The sequence below is a fragment of the Paractinoplanes lichenicola genome (assembly GCF_016785085.1).
Taxonomy (GTDB): Bacteria; Actinomycetota; Actinomycetes; order Mycobacteriales; family Micromonosporaceae; genus Actinoplanes; species Actinoplanes lichenicola.
In genome coordinates, this window is sequence record NZ_JAENHO010000013.1 from 328,856 (window position 1) to 348,658 (window position 19,803).

At 69.1% G+C, this 19,803-nt stretch carries 20 protein-coding genes; 9 read left to right on the plus strand and 11 right to left on the minus strand.

The genetic code is table 11. The features are described 5' to 3' along the window. Positions 1 to 7 precede the first annotated feature (7 nt). A complete protein-coding gene (locus JKJ07_RS38875; RefSeq protein WP_202997008.1) occupies positions 8 to 1,297 on the plus strand; it encodes an MFS transporter in 1,290 nt (429 codons plus the stop codon). A gap of 43 nt (positions 1,298 to 1,340) precedes the next feature. On the opposite strand, the gene JKJ07_RS38880 is transcribed toward JKJ07_RS38875, so the two are convergent. The 4 genes from JKJ07_RS38880 to JKJ07_RS38895 form a co-directional block, all read right to left on the minus strand. Continuing rightward, the gene (locus tag JKJ07_RS38880; protein WP_202997009.1) at positions 1,341 to 2,156 is read right to left on the minus strand and encodes an alpha/beta fold hydrolase; all 816 of its coding nucleotides are present in this window, start codon (positions 2,154 to 2,156) and stop codon (positions 1,341 to 1,343) included. A gap of 142 nt (positions 2,157 to 2,298) precedes the next feature. Continuing rightward, positions 2,299 to 2,718, minus strand: coding sequence for a hypothetical protein (locus tag JKJ07_RS38885; protein WP_202997010.1), 420 nt, complete (start codon positions 2,716 to 2,718; stop codon positions 2,299 to 2,301). Positions 2,719 to 2,822: 104 nt separating this feature from the next. After that, positions 2,823 to 3,035, minus strand: a complete 213-nt coding sequence (locus JKJ07_RS38890; protein WP_202997011.1) for a hypothetical protein — start codon at positions 3,033 to 3,035, stop codon at positions 2,823 to 2,825. 142 nt (positions 3,036 to 3,177) lie between these two features. After that, positions 3,178 to 3,351: a hypothetical protein gene (locus tag JKJ07_RS38895; protein ID WP_202997012.1), complete on the minus strand. Its 174-nt coding sequence runs from the start codon at positions 3,349 to 3,351 to the stop codon at positions 3,178 to 3,180. A 349-nt stretch (positions 3,352 to 3,700) separates the two neighbouring features. Between JKJ07_RS38895 and JKJ07_RS38900 the strand changes: the two genes are divergently transcribed. The 4 genes from JKJ07_RS38900 (at position 3,701) to JKJ07_RS38915 (ending at position 9,347) form a co-directional block, all read left to right on the plus strand. Beyond that, complete coding sequence (locus JKJ07_RS38900) at positions 3,701 to 6,121, plus strand: hypothetical protein (RefSeq protein WP_202997013.1); 2,421 nt, start codon at positions 3,701 to 3,703, stop codon at positions 6,119 to 6,121. A 95-nt stretch (positions 6,122 to 6,216) separates the two neighbouring features. Further along, the gene (locus JKJ07_RS38905; RefSeq protein ID WP_202997014.1) at positions 6,217 to 7,320 is read left to right on the plus strand and encodes a winged helix-turn-helix domain-containing protein; all 1,104 of its coding nucleotides are present in this window, start codon (positions 6,217 to 6,219) and stop codon (positions 7,318 to 7,320) included. A gap of 107 nt (positions 7,321 to 7,427) precedes the next feature. After that, positions 7,428 to 8,846 (plus strand): cellulase family glycosylhydrolase, encoded by a 1,419-nt coding sequence (locus tag JKJ07_RS38910; RefSeq protein ID WP_202997015.1) that lies wholly within the window; start codon positions 7,428 to 7,430, stop codon positions 8,844 to 8,846. Positions 8,847 to 8,879: 33 nt separating this feature from the next. Beyond that, positions 8,880 to 9,347 carry a hypothetical protein gene (locus JKJ07_RS38915; protein ID WP_202997016.1) on the plus strand — a complete coding sequence of 156 codons (468 nt, stop codon included), beginning with the start codon at positions 8,880 to 8,882 and terminating at the stop codon, positions 9,345 to 9,347. Positions 9,348 to 9,471: 124 nt separating this feature from the next. On the opposite strand, the gene JKJ07_RS38920 is transcribed toward JKJ07_RS38915, so the two are convergent. Genes JKJ07_RS38920 through JKJ07_RS38930 form a run of 3 tightly spaced genes read right to left on the minus strand, consistent with a single transcriptional unit; the run spans position 9,472 to position 12,331 of the window. After that, on the minus strand, positions 9,472 to 9,963 hold the full coding sequence (locus tag JKJ07_RS38920; RefSeq protein ID WP_307834633.1) for a S26 family signal peptidase: 492 nt from the start codon (positions 9,961 to 9,963) through the stop codon (positions 9,472 to 9,474). Then, positions 9,960 to 11,801, minus strand: a complete 1,842-nt coding sequence (locus tag JKJ07_RS38925; protein ID WP_202997017.1) for an ABC transporter ATP-binding protein — start codon at positions 11,799 to 11,801, stop codon at positions 9,960 to 9,962. Before JKJ07_RS38925 ends, JKJ07_RS38920 begins: the two co-directional genes overlap by 4 nt. Further along, complete coding sequence (locus tag JKJ07_RS38930) at positions 11,798 to 12,331, minus strand: TlpA family protein disulfide reductase (protein WP_202997018.1); 534 nt, start codon at positions 12,329 to 12,331, stop codon at positions 11,798 to 11,800. Before JKJ07_RS38930 ends, JKJ07_RS38925 begins: the two co-directional genes overlap by 4 nt. Before the next feature lie 477 nt (positions 12,332 to 12,808). On the opposite strand from JKJ07_RS38930, the gene JKJ07_RS38935 reads away from it, so the two are divergent. Next, on the plus strand, positions 12,809 to 13,378 hold the full coding sequence (locus tag JKJ07_RS38935) for a MauE/DoxX family redox-associated membrane protein (RefSeq protein WP_202997019.1): 570 nt from the start codon (positions 12,809 to 12,811) through the stop codon (positions 13,376 to 13,378). Positions 13,379 to 13,387: 9 nt separating this feature from the next. After that, positions 13,388 to 13,972, plus strand: a complete 585-nt coding sequence (locus JKJ07_RS38940) for a TetR/AcrR family transcriptional regulator (protein WP_202997020.1) — start codon at positions 13,388 to 13,390, stop codon at positions 13,970 to 13,972. Here JKJ07_RS38940 and JKJ07_RS38945 read toward each other — a convergent pair. After that, positions 13,969 to 14,790 (minus strand): SDR family oxidoreductase, encoded by an 822-nt coding sequence (locus JKJ07_RS38945; RefSeq protein ID WP_202997021.1) that lies wholly within the window; start codon positions 14,788 to 14,790, stop codon positions 13,969 to 13,971. The genes JKJ07_RS38940 and JKJ07_RS38945 overlap by 4 nt on opposite strands. 95 nt (positions 14,791 to 14,885) lie before the next feature. Between JKJ07_RS38945 and JKJ07_RS38950 the strand changes: the two genes are divergently transcribed. Further along, positions 14,886 to 15,794, plus strand: coding sequence for an AraC family transcriptional regulator (locus JKJ07_RS38950; protein WP_202997022.1), 909 nt, complete (start codon positions 14,886 to 14,888; stop codon positions 15,792 to 15,794). Here the strand turns inward: JKJ07_RS38950 and JKJ07_RS38955 are convergent. The 3 genes from JKJ07_RS38955 to JKJ07_RS38965 form a co-directional block, all read right to left on the minus strand. Then, the gene (locus JKJ07_RS38955) at positions 15,751 to 17,157 is read right to left on the minus strand and encodes a dihydrolipoyl dehydrogenase family protein (protein ID WP_202997023.1); all 1,407 of its coding nucleotides are present in this window, start codon (positions 17,155 to 17,157) and stop codon (positions 15,751 to 15,753) included. The genes JKJ07_RS38950 and JKJ07_RS38955 overlap by 44 nt on opposite strands. Before the next feature lie 2 nt (positions 17,158 to 17,159). After that, positions 17,160 to 17,717, minus strand: a complete 558-nt coding sequence (locus JKJ07_RS38960; protein WP_202997024.1) for a hypothetical protein — start codon at positions 17,715 to 17,717, stop codon at positions 17,160 to 17,162. A 184-nt stretch (positions 17,718 to 17,901) separates the two neighbouring features. After that, positions 17,902 to 18,204 (minus strand): hypothetical protein, encoded by a 303-nt coding sequence (locus JKJ07_RS38965; RefSeq protein WP_202997025.1) that lies wholly within the window; start codon positions 18,202 to 18,204, stop codon positions 17,902 to 17,904. Between the two features lie 588 nt (positions 18,205 to 18,792). On the opposite strand from JKJ07_RS38965, the gene JKJ07_RS38970 reads away from it, so the two are divergent. Continuing rightward, on the plus strand, positions 18,793 to 19,647 hold the full coding sequence (locus JKJ07_RS38970) for an aldo/keto reductase (RefSeq protein WP_202997026.1): 855 nt from the start codon (positions 18,793 to 18,795) through the stop codon (positions 19,645 to 19,647). Positions 19,648 to 19,803: the final 156 nt, after the last annotated feature.

Consider the following 19,803-nt stretch of genomic DNA (forward strand, 5'->3'; position numbering starts at 1 on the left):
CTTGGCTATGAAGCCGGTTACTAAGGGCACGACGAACCCCGGGCGAGCGCCCTCGGCCTGGTCCAACCCGAACTACCGCCGGCTCTGGCGCGGATCGGCCGCCTCGACGCTCGGCAGCGAAGTCGCCGAGATCGCGCTGCCCCTGTTCGCCCTGGTGACGCTGTCCGCCTCCGCCGCCGAGGCCAGCACCCTGCGGGTCGCGCAGTTCCTGCCGTTCCTGCTGGCCACCCTGCCGGTCGGGTTGCTGGTCGACCGGTTCGAGCACAGCCGGTTGCGGCTGATGATCGGCGCCGACCTGGGCCGGGCACTGCTCGTCGCGCTTCTCCCCCTGGCCGCGTGGACGGGGACGGCCGGCATGCCGATCCTCTATATCGTCGTCTTCGCCGCCGCCACTCTCACGGTCGTCTTCCAGGTGGCCGACTTCGCCCTCCTGCCGAAGATCGTGACGGAGGGTCAGTTGGTCGGAGCCAACGGCAAGCTGGCCGCCACGCAATCAGCGGCCGAGATCGGCGGTCGCGGTGTCGGCGCCCTGCTGGTTCAAGCCCTGTCCGCACCCTTCGCCCTCCTGCTCAACGCGGGCGGCTACCTGGTCTCAGCGATCTCCCTGAGCCGGATCCGCCTGCCGGAGCCGCTCAAGGACCAGCCGGCAGATCGCACACCCGCCCGGCTCGATCTGGTGCGTGGCATCACGTTCACGCTCCGCCACCGTTTTGTGCGGCCACTGCTCGGCGAGGCCGCCACCTTCAACCTCTTCAACGAGATTTTGATGCTCGGCCTGCTGCTGTACGTCGTCCGTGACGCTCATCTGAGCCCGCTGGCCATCGGCGCGATATTCACGGCCGGCGGCCTGGGATCGTTCGCCGGCGCGTGGTTCGGAGCCCGCTTCACCGCCCGTTTCGGGTACGGCCGGGTCCTGCTCGTCACGCTGGCCGTCGGCAACGGCGCACCCCTGGGTGTGCTTCTCGCCGACCGGAGCGGCAGCGGTCTCCTGGCCCTGCTGTGCTCGATCTTCGTCGTCATGGGAGCCGGCATCGGCATCGCCAACGTCCACGCCGTCAGCCTGCGCCAAGCCGCCACCCCGAAAGAGCTACGCGGCCAGGTGAACGCCGCCTACCGGCTGGTCTCCTGGGGTGCCATCCCGGTCGGCGCCGCGGCCGGCGGCATCATCGCGACCCAGACCGGCCCCTTGACCGCGATGGGAACCGGCGCGGCCGGCGTCGCCGCGGCGACCCTGTGGGTGGCTTTCTCGGCCGTTCCCACTCTGCGCGACATCCACGACGCGTCGGCCCGTCCGTAACAGTTTCTCCGAACCAGTCTTGGCTCTACCCCCGCGCCGCGGGTCAGCGGCCTTTCAAGTACGCCGTGATGACTTCGATGGTTTCCTCCGGCGCGCTGAGGTTGGGACAGTGCCCGGTGGCGTTCATGACGACCATGGTGCTCTCCCGCAGGTGAGCGGTGACGTACTCCCCGACCGCGAGCGGGGCGATGATGTCGTCGGTGCACTGCATGACCAGTGAGGGCGTGGTCACCTCGGCCAGATCCTTACGGTTGTCCGACAAGAACGTGACTTTGGCGAACTTCTTGGCGATGTCCGGGTCCGTGGCGCAGAAACTGTTGACGAGTTCCTGGCTCAGTTCCGGCCGCTGCGGGTTTGCCATGATCATCGGTGCGATCGCGCTGGACCAGCCCAGGTAGTTGCTGTCCAGGGCGTGCATCATCTCCTCGATGTCGCTGCGGCTGAACCCCCCGACGTAATCGCCGTCGTCGATGTATGACGGCGACGGGCCGACGAGGATCAGGGTGGCGAAGCGGTCGGGTTCGCGGATCGCGGCCAGCACACCGATCATGGCGCTGACCGAGTGACCGACGAAGATCACGTCGTGCAGATCGAGGTCGTGCACGATCCGCAGGACGTCGGAGGCGTAGCCGTCCAAACTGCCGTAGCGGGCGTCGTCGTAAGCCTGCAGGTCGGAGCGGCCGACCCCGACGTGGTCGAACAGCACAACCCGGTAGCTGTCGGCGAAGAACGGTGTGACCAGCCGCCACATGTTCTGGTCACAGCCGTAGCCGTGCGCGAACAGCATCGGCTGACCGTCCGGAACGCCGATGTCCTCGATGGCGTGCCGGCGTACCGTCTCTTCCGCTTGCTCCGTCATCGGCCCAGAGTCTCATTGATGGCTGTCGTCAATCACCCCGCGTCACTGAGCCGGGTGAAGATCCGACTGATCGGAGTTCCCCGGCCGGCCCCGCACCGCCGCGGCCCGGGGCTGCGCGGCGGCACAGGGAGTCCGGCGGACCTCAGAGATCGATGGCTTTGTCGACCCAGGTGACGTTGCCGTCCGGCCCGAGGGCGGTGTGGAACTCGATCCGCCTCACCGACGGGCGATCGATCGGGTTCCAGAAGTGCCACTTGAAGTCGGCGTCGCCCTGCTTGCCGTTGTTGTCGTTGGTGTACTTGAGGACGACCGACTGCCTGCCGTTGAGGTAGATGACACGCACCCACGACTCGGCCTTGATCGGCACCGAGGCGTACGTGTCGAACTGCAGGATCTTGGCGTTGCAGTCGAAGAAGATGGCGTTCTGGACCACGCCGTACGCGGCCGTGTTCTTCTCCTGGATCGCCTCGCAGGGCGCCGCCGAGGCCGGGCCGGCCGTTCCCAGCAGCGCGGTGCCGGCCGCGAGGACGGACGTCGCGACGAGTGCCGCAGTTTTCCGCATCGAAGGGTTCCTCTCCCAAGGGGTGTCCGGGAGAAGATAGGCGGCCTGCGTATATCGAACGCATATGCCTTCGTGGCCCGCGTAGAGCCCGCGGCCGAGGCGGCTCAGGCGAAGGGATAGTGGTCCTGCTCGGGCGCGATGACGGTGATGCGCCCGGATCGCAGGAACCTGTCCACTTCGTAGTCGGTCAGCTTCTCGCCGTTGCCCGCCCGCCACGGGAATATGCCGGCCGAATTCTTGATGTACCAACGGTCGAGGGTCCCGTCGTGCGCTGCGGTGCCGTGGCTCAGATCGGCAGACCTCACGGTAGTGCTCACAGTTTCGGCTCCTCCTCAGCTCCGAGGCATGACGGTAACGGTCCGAGCCGCACTTCAACGGCGTACCGGCCTTTCGTCACTCCGTCGGCGGAACCTGCGCCGACGCGGGCGGGGGTCCGGTGACCCCCGCCCGCCTCCTGCGTCAGGGGACTACGGGAACCGGCACCACGGGGATGACCGGGATGATGGGGACGAGTGTCGCGCCGTCGCCTTCGCCGTTCTGGTCGCGCTTGAGCTCGCCCTGGGCCCGTACGTTGGCCGGGGCCTCCTTGCCCTTGGCCACATAGACGTGACCGGGGGCAGGTCGAGGCCCCACACGTAGACCAGATCGCCGCCGATGATCCAGCAGTCCCGCCCGTCCAGGCAGTCCTGCTTGATGAATCCGCGACCTGATCCGCCACCCCACCGGCTCAGGCAGCGTCTCCCGCTACCACGAATACGGCGAAGGCAACGACCCCCGCCTCTTCTACGTCAGCGTGGTGTGGCGCCCCTCCGCCTGACCGCCTTGACCGGCCGGGTTTTCCCTCTCACTCCGCCAAATGTGGTGATGGTGTAGCGCGTCCTGCCACTGTCCGGTTGCAGTCCTGCTCTGCCGATACATCGGGTGTGTGACAGACCAGGGTGCTCAGTGCGTGGTAGACCGTGCTCGTCGGCAGGAGGTAGTGATGGCCGGGTATGTCAGAGACAAGAGCGCCGAGTGGATCGAGTTGCGGGTGCACGGTGTGTCCGGCACTCCCCCGCAGAGCATGCTCGAGCATCCGGAAGTGCGGCGGGTCGCGGGTGACAGTTCGAGTGGCTTCTACCGTCGCGTGTGGCCGACCGAGCCCGGCGCCGACACGAAGGTAGACACCCTCGAGGCGTACTCGTGGGGCGGTTTGACCTCGGGGCCGAAGCTGCGCGCGCTGTGGCTTCTGCTGATCCCGTTCCTGCTCGTGAACGTGGCGTTCTATGCGCGTCCGGCGGGCGGGGGCAGACGCCTCAGGGCTTTCGCGGACCTGGTGCAGCGGCTGTTCGCGCTGACTATCACGGCAACGCTGGTGATGGCGCTGGTGAACGTGACGATGGACTTCGGCGGCTGGCAGTGCGGCGATTCCTGCCGCACCAGCTGGCTCGGGTTCCTCTCCTGGTCGTGGCTGAACGGCCCGGACCGGCGGATCGCGGTGCTCGCGCTGATCCCGCTCGCGGTGGTCGGCATCCTGTGGCGACTGGCCCGGCGCACCTGGTGCGACAACGAGACGACCGAGGTGCCCGACGCCGCACCGACGGCGCAGGACTCGCCGCTGGAGAACCGGCAGATGTGGAACAGCGCCCGCCCGGTGCGTCGCCTGCGGGCGGTCCACATCAGCACGGCCATCTGCCTGGTCGGCATCTTCGCGCTGGCGCCGTTCGCCCGGGACTGGCCGTCGCTGCACGGCGACCCGGCCGCCTGGCCGAAGCGGGGCAGCGAGATCCTGCTCGCGTTGACACTGCTGTTGGCCCTGACCAGTCTGATCCTGGCCACCCTGCCGAGCATGTCCGATCGCCCCGGCGCGGAGGACGCCCCGCCGGTGCGCAACGAGTTGTCGGACGGGGTTCGCAGCCAGTTGATCGGGGCGCTGCCCTGGGCGTCGCTCGTCGTGGTCGGCTCCGCGCTGGTGTGGCTCTTCGTCGCTCGTCCCGCGGTCACCGGCACTCCCGGCAACCCACGGACAGTGCTGCCGTGGTTGTCGTTCGCCATCAACGCCAACATCGCCGCCCAGATCATCCTTCTCGTCGCCATGGCCGGAGTGCTGCTGGCCGTGCGGCCGAAGAAGGACAGCGCCGCCCCGGCGGCCTGGCGCGGCTTCACGACGTTGATCCTGATGCTCTTCGGCTCGGCGCTCAGCGGCACCTACGCGGCCTCGCTGGTGCTCGCGGTCGCGCATCTGCTCGGCAAGCCGCAGCAGCGCCAGGAGGGCATCGACCCGCTGGTCACGTCGCTGCCGTACTTCTGGGCCGCGGCCCTGGCCGTCCCCATCGCGGCAGTCGCGCTGGTGTTCGGCGGAATCGGGTACTGGAACCTGCGCCGCTCGGCCGGCAAACCGCCGTGGGAGAACGTCAAGGCCGCGTACGCCCTGGACCTGCCCAGCGAGGACAAAGCTGTGAACGCGCGGGCCGGTGCCATCTCGCGGGTCTGGGCGACCGCCACTCTCGAGGACACTGTCCGCCGGATCACCGGCTGGTTCGTCAGCGTGACCATCCTGCTCATCGTGGCGGCGTTCGCGTGGTTCGTCGCCGACCGCACCGCGATCACCGACGCCGAAGCGCTGCGCGCGGTGACCAACGTCGGCGACTGGATGGTCGGGCTCTTCGCCGCCGGCCTGCTCTACGTCGGCCGGCAGACCTATCAGAACGCGAGCACCCGCCGCCTGGTCGGCGTGATCTGGGACCTCGGCACCTTCTGGCCCCGGGCCGTCCATCCCCTGGCCCCGCCGTGCTACGCGGAGCGGGCCGTGCCCGATCTGATCAAACGGGTCGCCTTCCACACCGCCACGAGCCGGGTCATCCTGTCCTGCCACTCGCAGGGCGCCGTCATCGGCGCCGCCGTGGTCAACCAATTGACGTACGAGCAGAGCAGCCGGGTTGCCCTGCTCACCTACGGGGCCCCGCTGCGCCGGCTCTACGCGCGTTTCTTCCCCGCCTACTTCGGACCGGCCGTGCTCGAGCGCACCGCCCGGCTCCTGCTCCGCGGCGAGCCCGACCCCGGACACAAGAACGTGCCGTGGCGCAACTTGTACCGCAACAGCGACCCCATCGGAGGCGCCGTCTTCGGTGCCGACCCGATCGACGTCCTGCTGCTCGACCCGATCTTCGCCAAGCCGCCCGGCGACACCGCCTACCCGGCGACGCTGGGACACTCGCACTACCCAGACGATTCGCATTGGGCCGAAGTCGTGAAGATGGTCAAGGCCAACCGCCCGCTACCCCTCCCGTCGGGACGCCAATCCGATCCGGGAGGCGAGCCGGCCGTTCGACCCAGCCGGGTTCTCCTGATCACCATGTCAGTCGCGGCCCGTCGGCGGCACCAGACCCGCCTACTGCTGTATCGGCGCCTGAGCCGGGACTAACCGCCGGTCACCCTCAGCCCGAGAGGGTATTGGGGTTGGTTGATACGGTGTGCCCGATCGTGCGGGCCTTTCGAGGTCGGCGGGGAGGGTGCGCGGTGGGTGAGCTACGGCTGTTGGGGCCGGTCGAGGTCCGTACAGCCGATGGGGTTGCTCTGGGCGGCGAACCCCGGCGCCTGGCCGTGCTGGCGGCATTGGCGGTCGACGCGGGCCGGGTGGTGCAGGCGACGACCTTGATCGACCGGGTCTGGGGTGAGGACCCGCCGGGGCAGGCGGCCAGGACGCTCGGCACCTACATCACGCGGATCCGGCGCATGCTGGAGCAGTCCTTCGGCGACGTGACCGTGGTCAATCACCCCGGCGGCTATCGATTGACGGCCGCGCGCGACCAGGTCGACCTGACCCGGTTTCGTGACCTCGTGGCTCGGTCGCGGGCTTCGTCGTGCACGCCGGAGAGCCGTGTCGAGTTGCTGCGGCAAAGTGTGTCGCTGCACCGCGGCGACCCGCTGACCGGCGTGAGCGGTGAGTGGGCCGTCACCCCCTTCACCGTCACCGAGGACTTCTCCGGCACGGTCCTGACGCCGTTGCAGTGGGCCGCCAACCAGGCCCAGCGGGAGAACGGCTCGTCGTGGTCGCCGGGCGCGGTGCGGGTCGGGGGCGGCGAACTGCAGATCAGCGGTACGGGCCGGAACCCGACCGGCGCCGGCAACGTCGCGGGTGCCGTCTGCTGGTGCCTGGAACAGGGAATCGTGCGCACCTACGGGGTGTGGGAGGTGCGGGCGAAGTTCGACGTCGGCTCCGGCTACGCCCCGGCCCTCGGGTTGTATTCCAGTGTCGACCCGGACACCCCGGGCTGGGGCTTCATGACGATGGCCCGGTTCGACGAGGGCGACCGCCGGGTCATGTATCCGGTGATGCGCGGGGCCGGGTCCGAGCACGTCGACGGCGCGCCGGTGGCCGGAGATTTCACCACCTGGAACACGTACGCGATCGAATGGCGGCCCGGCTTCGTCACCGTCTCGCTGAACGGTGCGGTCATTCTCGACACCCGGAAGCTGCCCGGCCCGGTGCGCATCCCGACCGTCCCGATGTATCTCTACGTGCAGATCAACCCGGGGCCCGAGGGCTCCATCCCGGCTCCGAACCAGGAGACACCGAGCCAGGTCGCGGCCCACGTCGACTGGGCGCGCTACACGAGCTGACCTGCACCTCAACAAATCCACAGCCGAGCCTTCCGCGTGACCTGCGACGCTCCCGAGCGAATCGGACAGGACCACAACGGGAGACAACTGTGTTTTTAGAACGTGGGGTGTATCGGGGACTCGTCGTTCTCCTCAGCGCCCTGATCGCGCTGACCGGTCTGGCGATTCCGTCGCCCGCGACCGCCGCGGCTGCGTCCGGCCACGGGTTCCTCACGCGCAGCGGGCGTCAGCTGATGCTCGACGGTCAGCCGTACAAGTTCGTCGGGGTGAACGCGTACGGCCTGACCGGCTGCGACGGCGCCCGGACGGACACCTCCGAGGCCGGGCTGGACGCCTTCTTCGGTTCGCTGCGGCCCAAGAGCGTCACCCGCACCTGGGCGTTCAAGCGGTACGGGCTCGACGTCGTGGACCGGGTCGTCGCCGCGGCCGAGCGGCACAACCAGTTGGTGATCTTCGCGTTGGCCGACGGCGCCAATTACTGCGGCGACGACGGACACGACGCTGCCTTCTACGCCGGTGGGTATCGGGGCGACTACCTCACCTGGGTTCGTTCGATCGTGCCGCGTTACCGCGGCTCCAAGGCGGTGGCGATGTGGGAGCTCATGAACGAGCCGAAGGGCGCCTCGTCCGACACGGTCATGAAGAGCTTCTTCGACGACACGGCCGCCGTCATCAAGTCTCTCGACCCGAACCACCTGGTGTCGTCGGGATCACAGGCCTCGTACGTCGGCGGCACGAGCGACTACGCCTACGTGCACAGCGGCCCCGACATCGACGCGGGTTCGCTGCACGAGTACGACTACGACTACAACAACAGCCACCTGATCGTCTCCAACTGGTTCACGCCGGCGATCGACGGGATGAACTCGCTCGACAAGCCGCTCTACGTCGGCGAGATCGGTGTGGCCGACGCCGACAACGTCGCCGGTTGCCGCAGCCGCGCCGCACGGGCCGACGTCTACCGGCAGAAGTTCGACGCGTATCTGAACCGCGGCGCCACGGGCGTGCTGGCCTGGGCCTACCGCACTGAGAAGACCGAGAACTGCACCGACACGGACGCCACCATCTACCCCGGTGACGCCTACATGGCCATGACCAAGTCGTACGACCTGCCCGGCGTGACCGACCCGACCGACGACCCGCCGCCCGGCGTGACGAAGTTCGACGAGGAGTCGTACACGTTCTCGGGCACGTGGGCGTCGAGCACCGACGCCGCGAAGTTCAACGGCGACGACCAGTATTCGTCGACCGCGGGCAGCTATTACACGTTCTCGTTCACCGGTACGAAGATCCAGCTGTACGCGGCGGCAGCGAGTCATCACGGCATCGCCGCGGTAAGCATCGACGGCGGCGCCGAGGTCGACGTCGACTTCTACGCGCCGACGCGCGCCGAACAACGCCTGCTGTACACCTCGCCGGCATTGGCGGCCGGCACACACGTGGTGAAGGTCCGCAACACCGGCCGCAAGAACGCGTCGTCGACCGGCACCGTCATCGCCGCCGACCGCATCGACGTCACGTCCTGACGCCCTCCCTTTTTCGAAACAAGGAAACCCCAGATGAGGAGCACTGCATTGTTGATCCGAAGGCTGTTGACTGTCATCGCGCTGACCTGCGCCGCCGTTCTTACGCCGATGGCCGCCTCCACGGCGTCGGCGGTCAGTGCGTTCGAGTGGGACTACACGGTCAACGGAAGCGGGATCGGGTATCAGAACTGCACGTTCGTGGTCGGGAGCTCGCCCAGCAACGGCGTCACCGGATGCTTCCACCCGGACGGTGACAAGTTCTGGGTGGAAGACTCGGATCGCGACGGCGTGTCGGCCGCCCTGTACTGGTCCAACTACAACAGCGACGGCTCTCTCTACCGTCACGGCGCCTGCGTCGAGAAGCGCGGCGTGGGCGAAAGTGGCTGGTGCAACAAGAACTTCCGCGAGGGCACCACGCTGAGGATCAGGGCCTGCTTCTACGACGTGCCGACCGGCGTGCGCGGCAAATGCAATTCCATCAGCAACTACATCACCGTCTGACGCCGGATAGCCGGTTGTGAGGACGCCACGCCGGTCTTGACGAACGCGGCCTTCTGATGATCATGCAGGTGTCTGCAGGATGATCGAGAAGGACCGCGTTCGTCGAAGCACCACGGGTCGGGGCTCACGCGGGCCGGGCTCCGATCCGGGACGATCGGCGTACGACTACGCCGAGGAGATACTCGGCGTGCGCGTAGCCGAACTGCCGCGAGTCGGTACTGGCGGACGCATTGTCGCCGATCAGCAAGAACCTGCCGGCCGGAACGGTTTCGTCGGGGACGACGGCTCGCATCGCTTCCGGCACAGGGTCGCCCGGCCCGGCCACGAGCCGCTTCACTACCCACGGTGCCAAGGTGGGCGGGACGCCAGGTTCCGGCTCCGCGATGGTGAACGGGAACGGCCCGCCCGGTTCGGGTGTGCCCCACGCCGCCACCACGACCTCTCCCGTCCGGGTCCGGTCCGGGCGGACACGGCGCACAAGGACGCGGTCTCCGTGCGCGAGCGTCGGAACCATGCTCTCGCCGAGAACGGTCACCATGACGAACCGCCGCCGTGCCCACCAGGCCAGACCGGCCAGAGCCAGCCCGCCGGCCGCTAAAACCCCCGCGATCGTCACCGGTCGGCCCCGGCCCGGAGGTATCCGCTCGCCTGAAGGGTGAAGAGCTGGGCGTACGTGCCCGCCGCGGCCATGAGCGCCGCGTGGTCCCCCTCCTCCGCCACGACGCCGCCGGCCAGGACCACGATCTTGTCGGCGTCCGCAACGGCCCCGAGACGGTGTGAGATCAGCAGGCTCGTCCGGCCGGCGCGGAAGTTCCGTACTTCGCGGTGCACCTCATGCTCGGCCACGGCATCGAGACCGGCGCTCGGCTCGTCCAGGATCAGCAGGTCACGTCCGCGGCGCATGATCGCCCGGGCGAACGCGACGCGTTGCCATTGCCCGCCCGACAACGTCGTCACGGCCTGGGAACTGTCCTGCGGGTCGGTTTCGTCGGCGTCCTCGGCGAACATCTGCGACAGCATCGTGTCGTAGCCGCGCGGCAGGCCGGCCAACACGTCGTCGATGCCCGCACTGCGGGCCGCTTGCACGATCCGGGCCCGGTCACGCATCGCCGCCACATCTCCGAGGCCGATGTTCTCCGCGGCTGTGAGGTCGTACTCCATGTAGTCCTGGAACACCGCGGCGATCCGCTCGCGAAGGTCGTCGACCCGCATCTCTCGCAGGTCGACACCGTCCCACAGAATGGCTCCGCGGGTGGGGTCGTACAGGCGGCACAGCAGCTTCACCAGCGTCGTCTTGCCGGCCCCGTTGCGGCCGGCCAGCGCGACGCTCGAGCCGTACGGGATCGTGAAGCTCACGCCGCGCAGCACCCACGGCTTGTCGTCGGCGTACCGGAACCACACGTCCCGCAGTTCGATCCCGCGCCTCAGCGGGGGAATCGGGCGCGGGTCCGCGGCGATCGGCAGGTCGGGCTCGGCCGCGAGGACCGCGCTGTGGTGCGCGAACGACAACGCGTGCAGGTGACCGCCGGCGAGCGCGCCGACGAGCCCAGCGAGCGCTGCCTGCAGGGAGGCGACCGTGACCACGAACATCGACACGTCGCCGACGCTCAGCCGCCCCTGGCGGGCGGCGAACACCGCCCAGATCAGGCCGCCGCCGGCGACGCACGATCCGAGGAGCGCGAGACCGCCTTGCGTCGCGAGCTCTCTGCGGTCGAGACCGCGCTCCGCGGCGTCGATCGTGCGGTGCTCCTTCAGCATCCGGTCACGTAGAAAGCCGGCGAGGCCGAACAGCCGGACCTCCTTCGCAGCGACAGGATGGCTGAGCAGCTGGCCGAAGAAGAACTCGCGCCGGGCCGCCGGGCTCATCTGCCAGGTCACGGTCGCCCGGCGCCGCGCGAGCGTCAGCTCCAGCACGACGACCGGCACCGCTGCGGCGAGAACGATGACGGCCATCAACGGGCTCACCAGGATCAGGGCGGTCAGGAGGCCGCCGGCGCCCAGCAGCCCGGCGCCGGTGGCCAGCACCGCGCCGCACAAGTCGCCCGGGGCGCGACCGCCTGCGCCGGCCATCCGAAGCCTGTCCAGGAACGCCGGATCCTCGAACCGGCGCAGCCCGCTCTGGCGCTCGACCGCGCGGTACAACTCGTCGAGGGCGACGACGGCGCACCGCCGCCCGATCTCCACCCGCAAGTAGGTCGCGACCTGCGGCAAGACTCCGAACGCCACGCCCGCCACAGCCAGCCCGCCGACCCCCGCGAACAGCTCGCGGCCGCTCGCGGACGTGACGAGGCCGTCGATCGTCGCCCGCGTCAGCCATGCCGTCACGACAGGCGTGGCCGCGGTCAGCAAAGCGATGACCACATCGGCCGCCAGGTGCATCGGCGCAGCCCGGAAGGCCAAACGGAACGCGGCCTCGACGGTGCGCCAGACCGGCACGGAGCGGTCCTGGCTCATTCCGCCGGCACCGGCAGCCTCTCCAGTGACGCACCGCTGAACACCACGGTGCCGTCGCCGTCAAGTTGGAAGACGGTTGGGTAACCCGAAACGCGGAACGCGTGCCCGACGGCTGCGCCAGGAGAATCCTCGACGACCACGCGAGCCACCCGCGACAACCTCACGACATAGTCGGCCGCCTCGTCCGGCGTCCCGACGACGACGGCGAGGGCACTCTCCCGGCCGCCGGGCAGGGCTTCCGAGTGGGCGACGAACTTCGGCAGGAGCGCCTCGCACGGCCCGCATCCGGGACTGAAGAAGCCGACTATCGCCTCGGCGGGCAGCTCGTCCCCGCGGACAGCTTGTCCGTCCACATCGGTGGTCTCGAAGGCTTCGACCTGCGTCCCGACCGGGAGCCCGTCGTCGGCCGGGTGGTCGCCGTGCGGTGGAACCGGCTGCTCACGCAGGCGGCGGATGACACCGAGAAGCAACAGAAGGTTCAGGAGCGTCAGGACGTTCGTGACGACCAGCGCGACGACGACATACGTCACGAGGGAGTATCCCTTGGACTCGTGGGTTGGTTTCCGCACGACACGTTGGATGGCTGCCGGACGAGCCCGGCAGCCATCCCGGGCTGGTTCTGCCTAAGTGGCAGCGCAGGCTGAGCTGACGTACACGCACCCGGTGGTGTCGTACCACGCGCTGCAATTCCCGGAGCAGTAACGCTGCTGCTTCTTCCAGCGGTCGTGCGGACACCCGCTGTTGGTGCAGCGGTACTCGTAGCCGGCCGTTGCGGTGGTCCGCGGCACCACAGCTGACAGCAAGCCGTCAGCGAGTCTGGCGATCGTTCGGCGCATGCTTTCCCTCCCCCATGAGAGCCCCATCACCATCGGCGCTCCGACGGCGTGAACCGACTGTTACATCGACAACACTCTCTGTCAACTGTCCTTACCGGACGCCAGACCCTCACCAGGGCCGGTGATATTTCATGTTTGCGAGCCGGCGCCGCACACATCTAGGTTTCTTGCATGCAGTACGTCGAGATCGCGGCCAGGGCGCTGCTCGCCGTGGTGTTCGCGGTCGCCGTCGCCGGCAAGGTGTCCAGCCGGTCGAACTGGGTCGATTTCGTGGCCTCGCTGCATACGATGAAGATCATCCGTCGGTCCTGGATCCGCGAGGCGGCCGTCGCGACAGTCCTCGCCGAAACAGCGATCGTCGTGCTGGCGCTCGTGCCGGTCCGCGCCGCCGGCACGTCCGCGTTCGTTGTGGCCGCGGGTCTTCTCGCAGTCCTGACACTCGCGGTCACGGTCGTCGTGCGCCGCGGAACGACTGTCACGTGTCGTTGCCTGGGCGCCTCCGACACACCGCTGGGTCTGCGTCATGTCGCGCGCAATTCGGCGCTCGTCGCCGTTGCGCTGCTGGGCCTCGTGGGCTCCCTGACCCCCGGCGGCTTCCAAGCACCGATGGTGGCTGCGGCCGCGTCGGCAGGCTTGTTCCTCGGCCTTCTCGTCACCCGATGGGACGACCTGGCAACCCTCGTACGCTCACCGGCTCAGCCGCCCATCGTAAAGGTGCAGACCGAACGTTCTCCCCGCTAAGATTGCCTCATGATGCGCGGTACCACCTCCGAGGCCCGGCAGCGGCTCCTGGGCACGGCGACCCAGATCTTCTACGCCGACGGCATCCACGCGGTCGGCGTCGACCGTATCGTCGCCGAGGCCAAGGTGACCCGGGCCACGTTCTATCGGCACTTCCCCAGCAAGGACGACCTGGTGGTCACCTATCTGCAAGAGGTGCACCAGATGGAACGCGGCGCCATCACCGCGGCCATCGCCGCCCAGGCGACGGCGGCCGACTCGCTGCTGGCCGTGGCCGACACCATCGCCGGCATGATCCGGCGGCCGGGTTTCCGCGGCTGCGCCTTCCTCAACGCCGCTGCGGAGTTCCCCGACCCCGCCCACCCGGTGCACCAGCAGATCATCGCCCACCGCCAGTGGTTCCTGGACACGCTGACCACGCTGATGGCCCAGGTCGCCCAGGAGTCGTCGGACGCCGCCGCCCGCCACTTCGTCATGCTCCGCGACGGTGCCATGGCCGCCGGCTGCCTGTTCGACCCCGATCTGGTGGTCGACACGTTCCTCCGCGGCGTCGAGGGCCTGGTCCGCATCCACGGCGAGCGCCAGCCCGCTTAGGCGTCGAGGCTGAACTGGCTTCGGATGCCGGCCAGGAAGGCGGCGTCGTCGGTGGCCCGCCGGGCGGCGAGCACCTGGACGGCGTCGGCGCCCGCCTCGTACCGCAATCGGCTTGAATCGTCGTTGACGGCGGTGAAGACGACCTCGGCGATGTCGGACGGGGCGGAGCCCTCGGCGGTGAGCGGCCCGAGCACATCGAGGACCCTGCCCACGGTCGGCTGGTAGTCGGCGATCGGCGGTTCGTTGCTGAAGTCGAGGGAGCGGCCGCCGAAGTCGGTGCGGATGCCCCCTGGCTCGACGAGCTTCACGCGTACGCCGAGTGGGGCCATCTCGTAGGCCAGCGACTCGGACAGGCCCTCGACCGCGAACTTCGCGCCGTGATAGAGCGTGCCGAGCGGGAACGCCATCCGGCCGCCGATCGACGAGATGTTGACGATCACGCCGGAGCGCTGCTCGCGGAAGTGGGGCAGCACGGCCTGGGTCGTCGCCAGCAGGCCGAACACGTTGACCTCGAACTGGCGGCGGATCTTGGCCATCGGCGTCGACTCCAGCGGGCCGTACGCGCCGTAGCCGGCGTTGTTGACGAGCGCGTCGAGGCGGCCGAAGCGGTCCCGGCCGGCCTGCACGGCCGCGGTGATCGACGCCGGATCCTCGACGTCGAGTCGCGTCACCAGCGTGTTGCCGAGCCGGGTCAGCTCCGTCTCGGCCTCGGGGTGGCGCATCGTGGCGACGACGTTCCAGCCCTTGGCCTGGAAGAGTTCGGCGGTGGCCCGGCCCAGGCCGCTGGAGGTTCCGGTGATGAGGACTGTCTGCGTCATGCATCAATCGTCGGCCCGGCCGCCGCTCGGCCCTAGACCGTTCGGCGCAGCCCGATGCCTGATCCGCTCACGGGCGCGGGTGCCATACTCGGCGGGTGGATGTCACGGCTGAGCTGCGCGAGCTGATTCCCCGGCTGCACGGCACGGTCGCGCGGGGCAGCTGGCTGCCCGGTTCGCTGGTGTCGGTCGCGACCACCGCCGCGGAGCCGTACTGCTCACATGTCGAGCCGATGGTCGCCGTCGTGGTGGCCGGCGAGAAGCGGATGGCGCTGGCCGGGCACGAGTTCCGCTACGGCGCCGGCGAATTCCTGGTGTTCTCGCTCGAGCTGGCTGTCACGGCCCGGATCACCCGGGCCGACCCGTTCCTCGCGGCCGGGGTGCGGCTGCGCCCCGAACTGATCGCCGAGTTGCTGCTCGAGGCGCCCGAGCTGGCCGGGCGCGACTTCGCCGGGCCCGGCGCCGGGGTCGCCACCGCCGACAACGAGCTGCTGGGCGCGATCCTGCGGCTGCTGCGCCTGGTCGAGCGGCCGCGGGACTTCGCGATCCTGTCCCCCGGCCTCGAGCGGGAGATCCACTGGCTGCTGCTGACCGGACCGTTGGGCGGCCTGGTCCGCCAGGTCGGCCGGGCCGATGAGCGCTTCACGATCGCCCGCCGGGCCGCCCGCTGGCTCGAGAACCACTACGACCGGGCCGTACGGGCCGACGACCTGGCCCGGCACGTGGGCGTCAGCGTGGCCACGCTCAACCGGCACTTCCGCGCGGCCACCACGATGAGTCCGGTGCAGTATCAGAAGCAGCTGCGCCTGCAGGAGGCCCGAATCCGGCTCGCGGCCGCCCCCGGCGACGTGGCCGGGGTCGGTCACGCGGTCGGCTACGAGAGCCTGTCGCAGTTCAGCCGTGAATACCGCCGGCTCTTCGGCGTCCCCCCGAGCGAGGACGCCCGCCGCACCCAGCCGGCGGTCACCGGCCGTACGTCTCGAGCAGGCGCAGCCAGACCTCGCTGACCGTGGGGAACGCGGGGACGGCGTGCCACAGCCGGTCGATCGGGACCTCGCCGACGATGGCGATCGTGGCCGCGTGGATCAGCTCGGCCACGTCCGGGCCGACCAGGGTGAAACCGACGATCACCCGGCGGTCCTCGTCGACGACCATGCGGGCGTGACCCTGATAGCCCTCGGCGTGCAGCACCGAACCGGAGACCGCGCCCAGGTCGTAGTCGATGACCCGCGTACGCAATCCGGCTTCTTCGGCCGCGGCCGCGGTCAGCCCGACGGATGCCACCTCGGGGTCGGTGAACACGACCTGCGGCACTGCGCGCTCGTCGGCGGTGACCGCGTGCCGGCCCCACGGACCGGTTTCGGCCTGCTCCCCCCTGGCCCGGGCCACGATCGCGTCGCCGAGCGCGCGGGCCTGATACTTGCCCTGGTGAGTCAGCAGCACCCGCCGGTTCACGTCGCCCGCGGCGTACAGCCAGTCCCCGGCCCCGTCGACGCGCAGCGCCTCGTCGACCGTGAGCCACGAGCCGGGCTTCAGACCGATGGCCTCGAGACCGATGTCCTGCGTGTTGGGCGTACGGCCGATCGCGACCAGAAGCTCGTCGGCCTCGACCCGCGCGCCGTCGGCCAGCGTGAGATGCACGGTCCCGGCCTCGTCCCGCGTCACCGACAGCGCCTCGGCCCCGACCAGAACATCGACACCGGACTCGCGCAGGGCCCGGGTGACCCGCTCCCCCGCGAACGGCTCGGCCTGGTGCAGCACGCCGTCGCGGGCGAGCATCGTGACCTTCGCGCCGAGGCTCGTGTACGCGGTCGCCATCTCGGACGCCACCACACCACCCCCGATGATGGCCAGCCGGCCGGGAACCGCGCTCGCCGCGGCCGCCTCCCGGCTCGTCCACGGCTTCGCCTCGCGCAGCCCCTCGATGTCGGGCACCAGCGCGCTGGAACCGGTCGCCACGACCACCGCGTGCCGGGCGGTGAGGGAGGTCCCGGCCACCTCGACGACGCGCTCCGAAACAATCCGGCCCTGACCCCGGTACAGCGTGATCCCGGCCGATTCGAGCCAGGCCACCTGACCGTCGTCCTTCCAGTTCGAGGCGAAGGAATCCCGGCGGGCCAGCACCGCCGCCGCATCCAGGTTTCCGGTGGCGGCCTCGCGAGCGCCGGCCACCTGACGGGCCGCCCGCAACGCGCTCCCGCTGCGCAGCAGGGCCTTGGTCGGCATGCACGCCCAGTAGGAGCACTCGCCCCCGACCAGTTCCCGCTCGACGATGGCGGCGGTCAGCCCGCCCTGCACCAGGCGGTCGGCGATGTTCTCCCCGACCGGGCCGGCGCCGATCACGATGACGTCGTACGTGGTTTCGCTCATGGTCAGTTGCCCTTCGCGGTACGGCCGAGGCGGATGGCGGCGATGAGGAAGAAGATGGCGCCGGGGATGGCGTAGCCGACCGCGTTGGTGACCGCGGGGTCGGCCGCGGAAGCGCCGGCGATGAACGACCCACCCGCGAGCACGGAGAGGCCACCGCTGATGATCATCGGCCACTGGCCGCCCATCTTGCGACGGGTCACGCCGACGAACAGCTGAACCAAACCGGCCACGACGGCCCAGGCGCCCCACACCCGCAGCACGGCCGGGATGCCGGACGAGCCGGCGACGGCCAGGCCGGCCGCGGCGAGCAGGCTGACCACGACGTTCACGTAGAGCAGGACGGGCGAGCCGGAGGCGCGCGACGACCGGGCGTCGATGATGGCGGCGGCCACGTCGACCAGCGGGTAGATGACGAGCAGCGCGGTGGTGAGGGCGGTCAGCTCGTCGGCGACCGCGAACGTCACCCCGGCCCAGACGATGGCGAAGGCGGCCCGCGCGAAGTACAGCCGGCGCAGGGCGGCCGCCGTCGTCGAGATGCCGGTTGCGGCAAAGGTGGTCATGGTCGGCCTTTCAGGAGTTCCGATGGGAGAACGAACGTTCTGCCTTTAACCACCATGACCGCCCCTTGCCCGGCTGTCAAGAATGAACGTTCTATCCGCCAACTTCGTCACATCTGAGATCAGCGGAAACGGTCGCGACGTGGGTGGAGCCAGCCGGCTCCACCCGACCGTTCACGTTGCCGGACTAGCCCTCGATGTCCGAGAACAGACCCTTGAACGGCACCTGCGTCCCGATGAGGCCACCGAAGACGGCACCAGCGGCCGGCGTGGCGACTGCGGCCGAGGCGTCCTCGTAGCTGTCGAAGTACAGGTCGAGCGTGCGGTAGGCCGGCGTCGGGGTGCCGTCCTCCTTGGGCCACACCTTGGCCGACTCGACCCGCCGGACGTTGGGGAACGTCGCCGCGGCCACCTTCACCTCGGCGTAGACCTTCTCGAACTCGTCCGGGTTCCCGGGGTTGTCGATGACCAGCGTGATCTTGGTCGGCATGGCTTTCTCCTCCGTCACTAGGCAGAACGAACGTTCTGCCCGTACGAAGCTAGCCTCACCGATCGTCCTCGTCAACACCGAACGTTCTACCTTGATCGGCCTTCAGTGACGTGCTCGGCCGGGCGGAGCTTGTGCTCGAACTCGGGGCGGCATACGGCCCGTCCGTGCCGATCGACCGCTGGGACTCGGGCGGCAGACGTTGCCGATGACTACCGTGGCCGATCATTTCCTCCCGCTGTCCCGCCTCGGGTTCGTGATTGGCCCTCACCGCCCTTTAACGCCGAACCGCGCACCTCGGCAGCCGACGCCCTCCGCACGCCGGCGAACCTGGGCGGCCCACGGCGGATTCGGCGATTCGCTGGCGACGAAGCATGCCCTGACAGGGCACCCTTCGAGCCGTTTCCCCAACGTCGGACCGGGCAATCGACCGGCTGCAGTTGCACCTGACCATCGGCTTGAACACCGGCCTGACCAAGGACCAGCTGCGCGACTTGCTTCAGCTGCTGCGCACCGAGGCCGGCCGGCATCAAGGCGACGACGCCGGCCACATCCCGACCAGGTCCTCAACAACCGCTAAGAGCAAGTTTCATGGTTCTCGACGACACCTGCACCCTGTCCAACGGCGTACGCATCCCCCAGCTCGGCCTCGGCACCTGGTTCATCGACGACGACAAGGCTGCCCAGGCCGTTCGCGATGCGGTGGCCATCGGATACCGCAATATCGACACTGCCCAGGCGTACGGCAACGAGCGGGGCGTCGGCGACGGAGTGCGCACCAGCGGCGTCGCGCGCGACCAGCTCTTCCTGTCCACCAAGCTGGCGGCCGAGATCAAGAACTATGACGATGCGGTCGCCGCGATCGACGGCTCACTGACGACGCTGGGACTGGACTACATCGACCTGATGCTGATCCACAGCCCGCAGCCGTGGAACGACTTCCGCGGCGGCGACTACGCCGACGGCAACCGCGAAGCCTGGCGCGCCCTCGAGGAGGCGCACAGGGCCGGCAAGATCCGCGCTATCGGCGTCTCCAACTTCGAGCAGACCGACCTCGAGAACATCCTCGAGACCGGCACGATCACCCCGCACGTGAACCAGTTGCTGGTCCACGCCGGCAACACCCCGGCCGAGCTCATCGAGTACTGCCAGGGCAAAGACATCCTCGTCGAGGCGTACTCGCCCATCGCCCACGGCGAGATCCTGAAGAACCCGGACGTCACCACGATGGCCCAGCGGTACGAGGTGACCGTCCCGCAGCTCTGCATCCGATACACACTGCAGTTGGGCACGGTGTCGCTGCCGAAGACCGCGAACCCGGACCACATGCGCAGCAACGCCGAAGTCGACTTCACCATCTCCGACGATGACATGGGCACACTGCGCACCCTGCAGGCCCGCGACTACGGCGACCACAGCGCCTTCCCGGTCTACAGCGGCAAATAGCACATCGGTCCGGACGAGCCCGGCTCGCGTCATGTCGGCGTGAGCCGGGCTTTCAGGACCGCTCAAGTGCCACGCGAACGCCGAACTAGTGGCGTCGCCTTGCGGTGGAACATCCGGCCGGGACTGCTGCGGTGGCGCTGAACGGGCGGACCACAT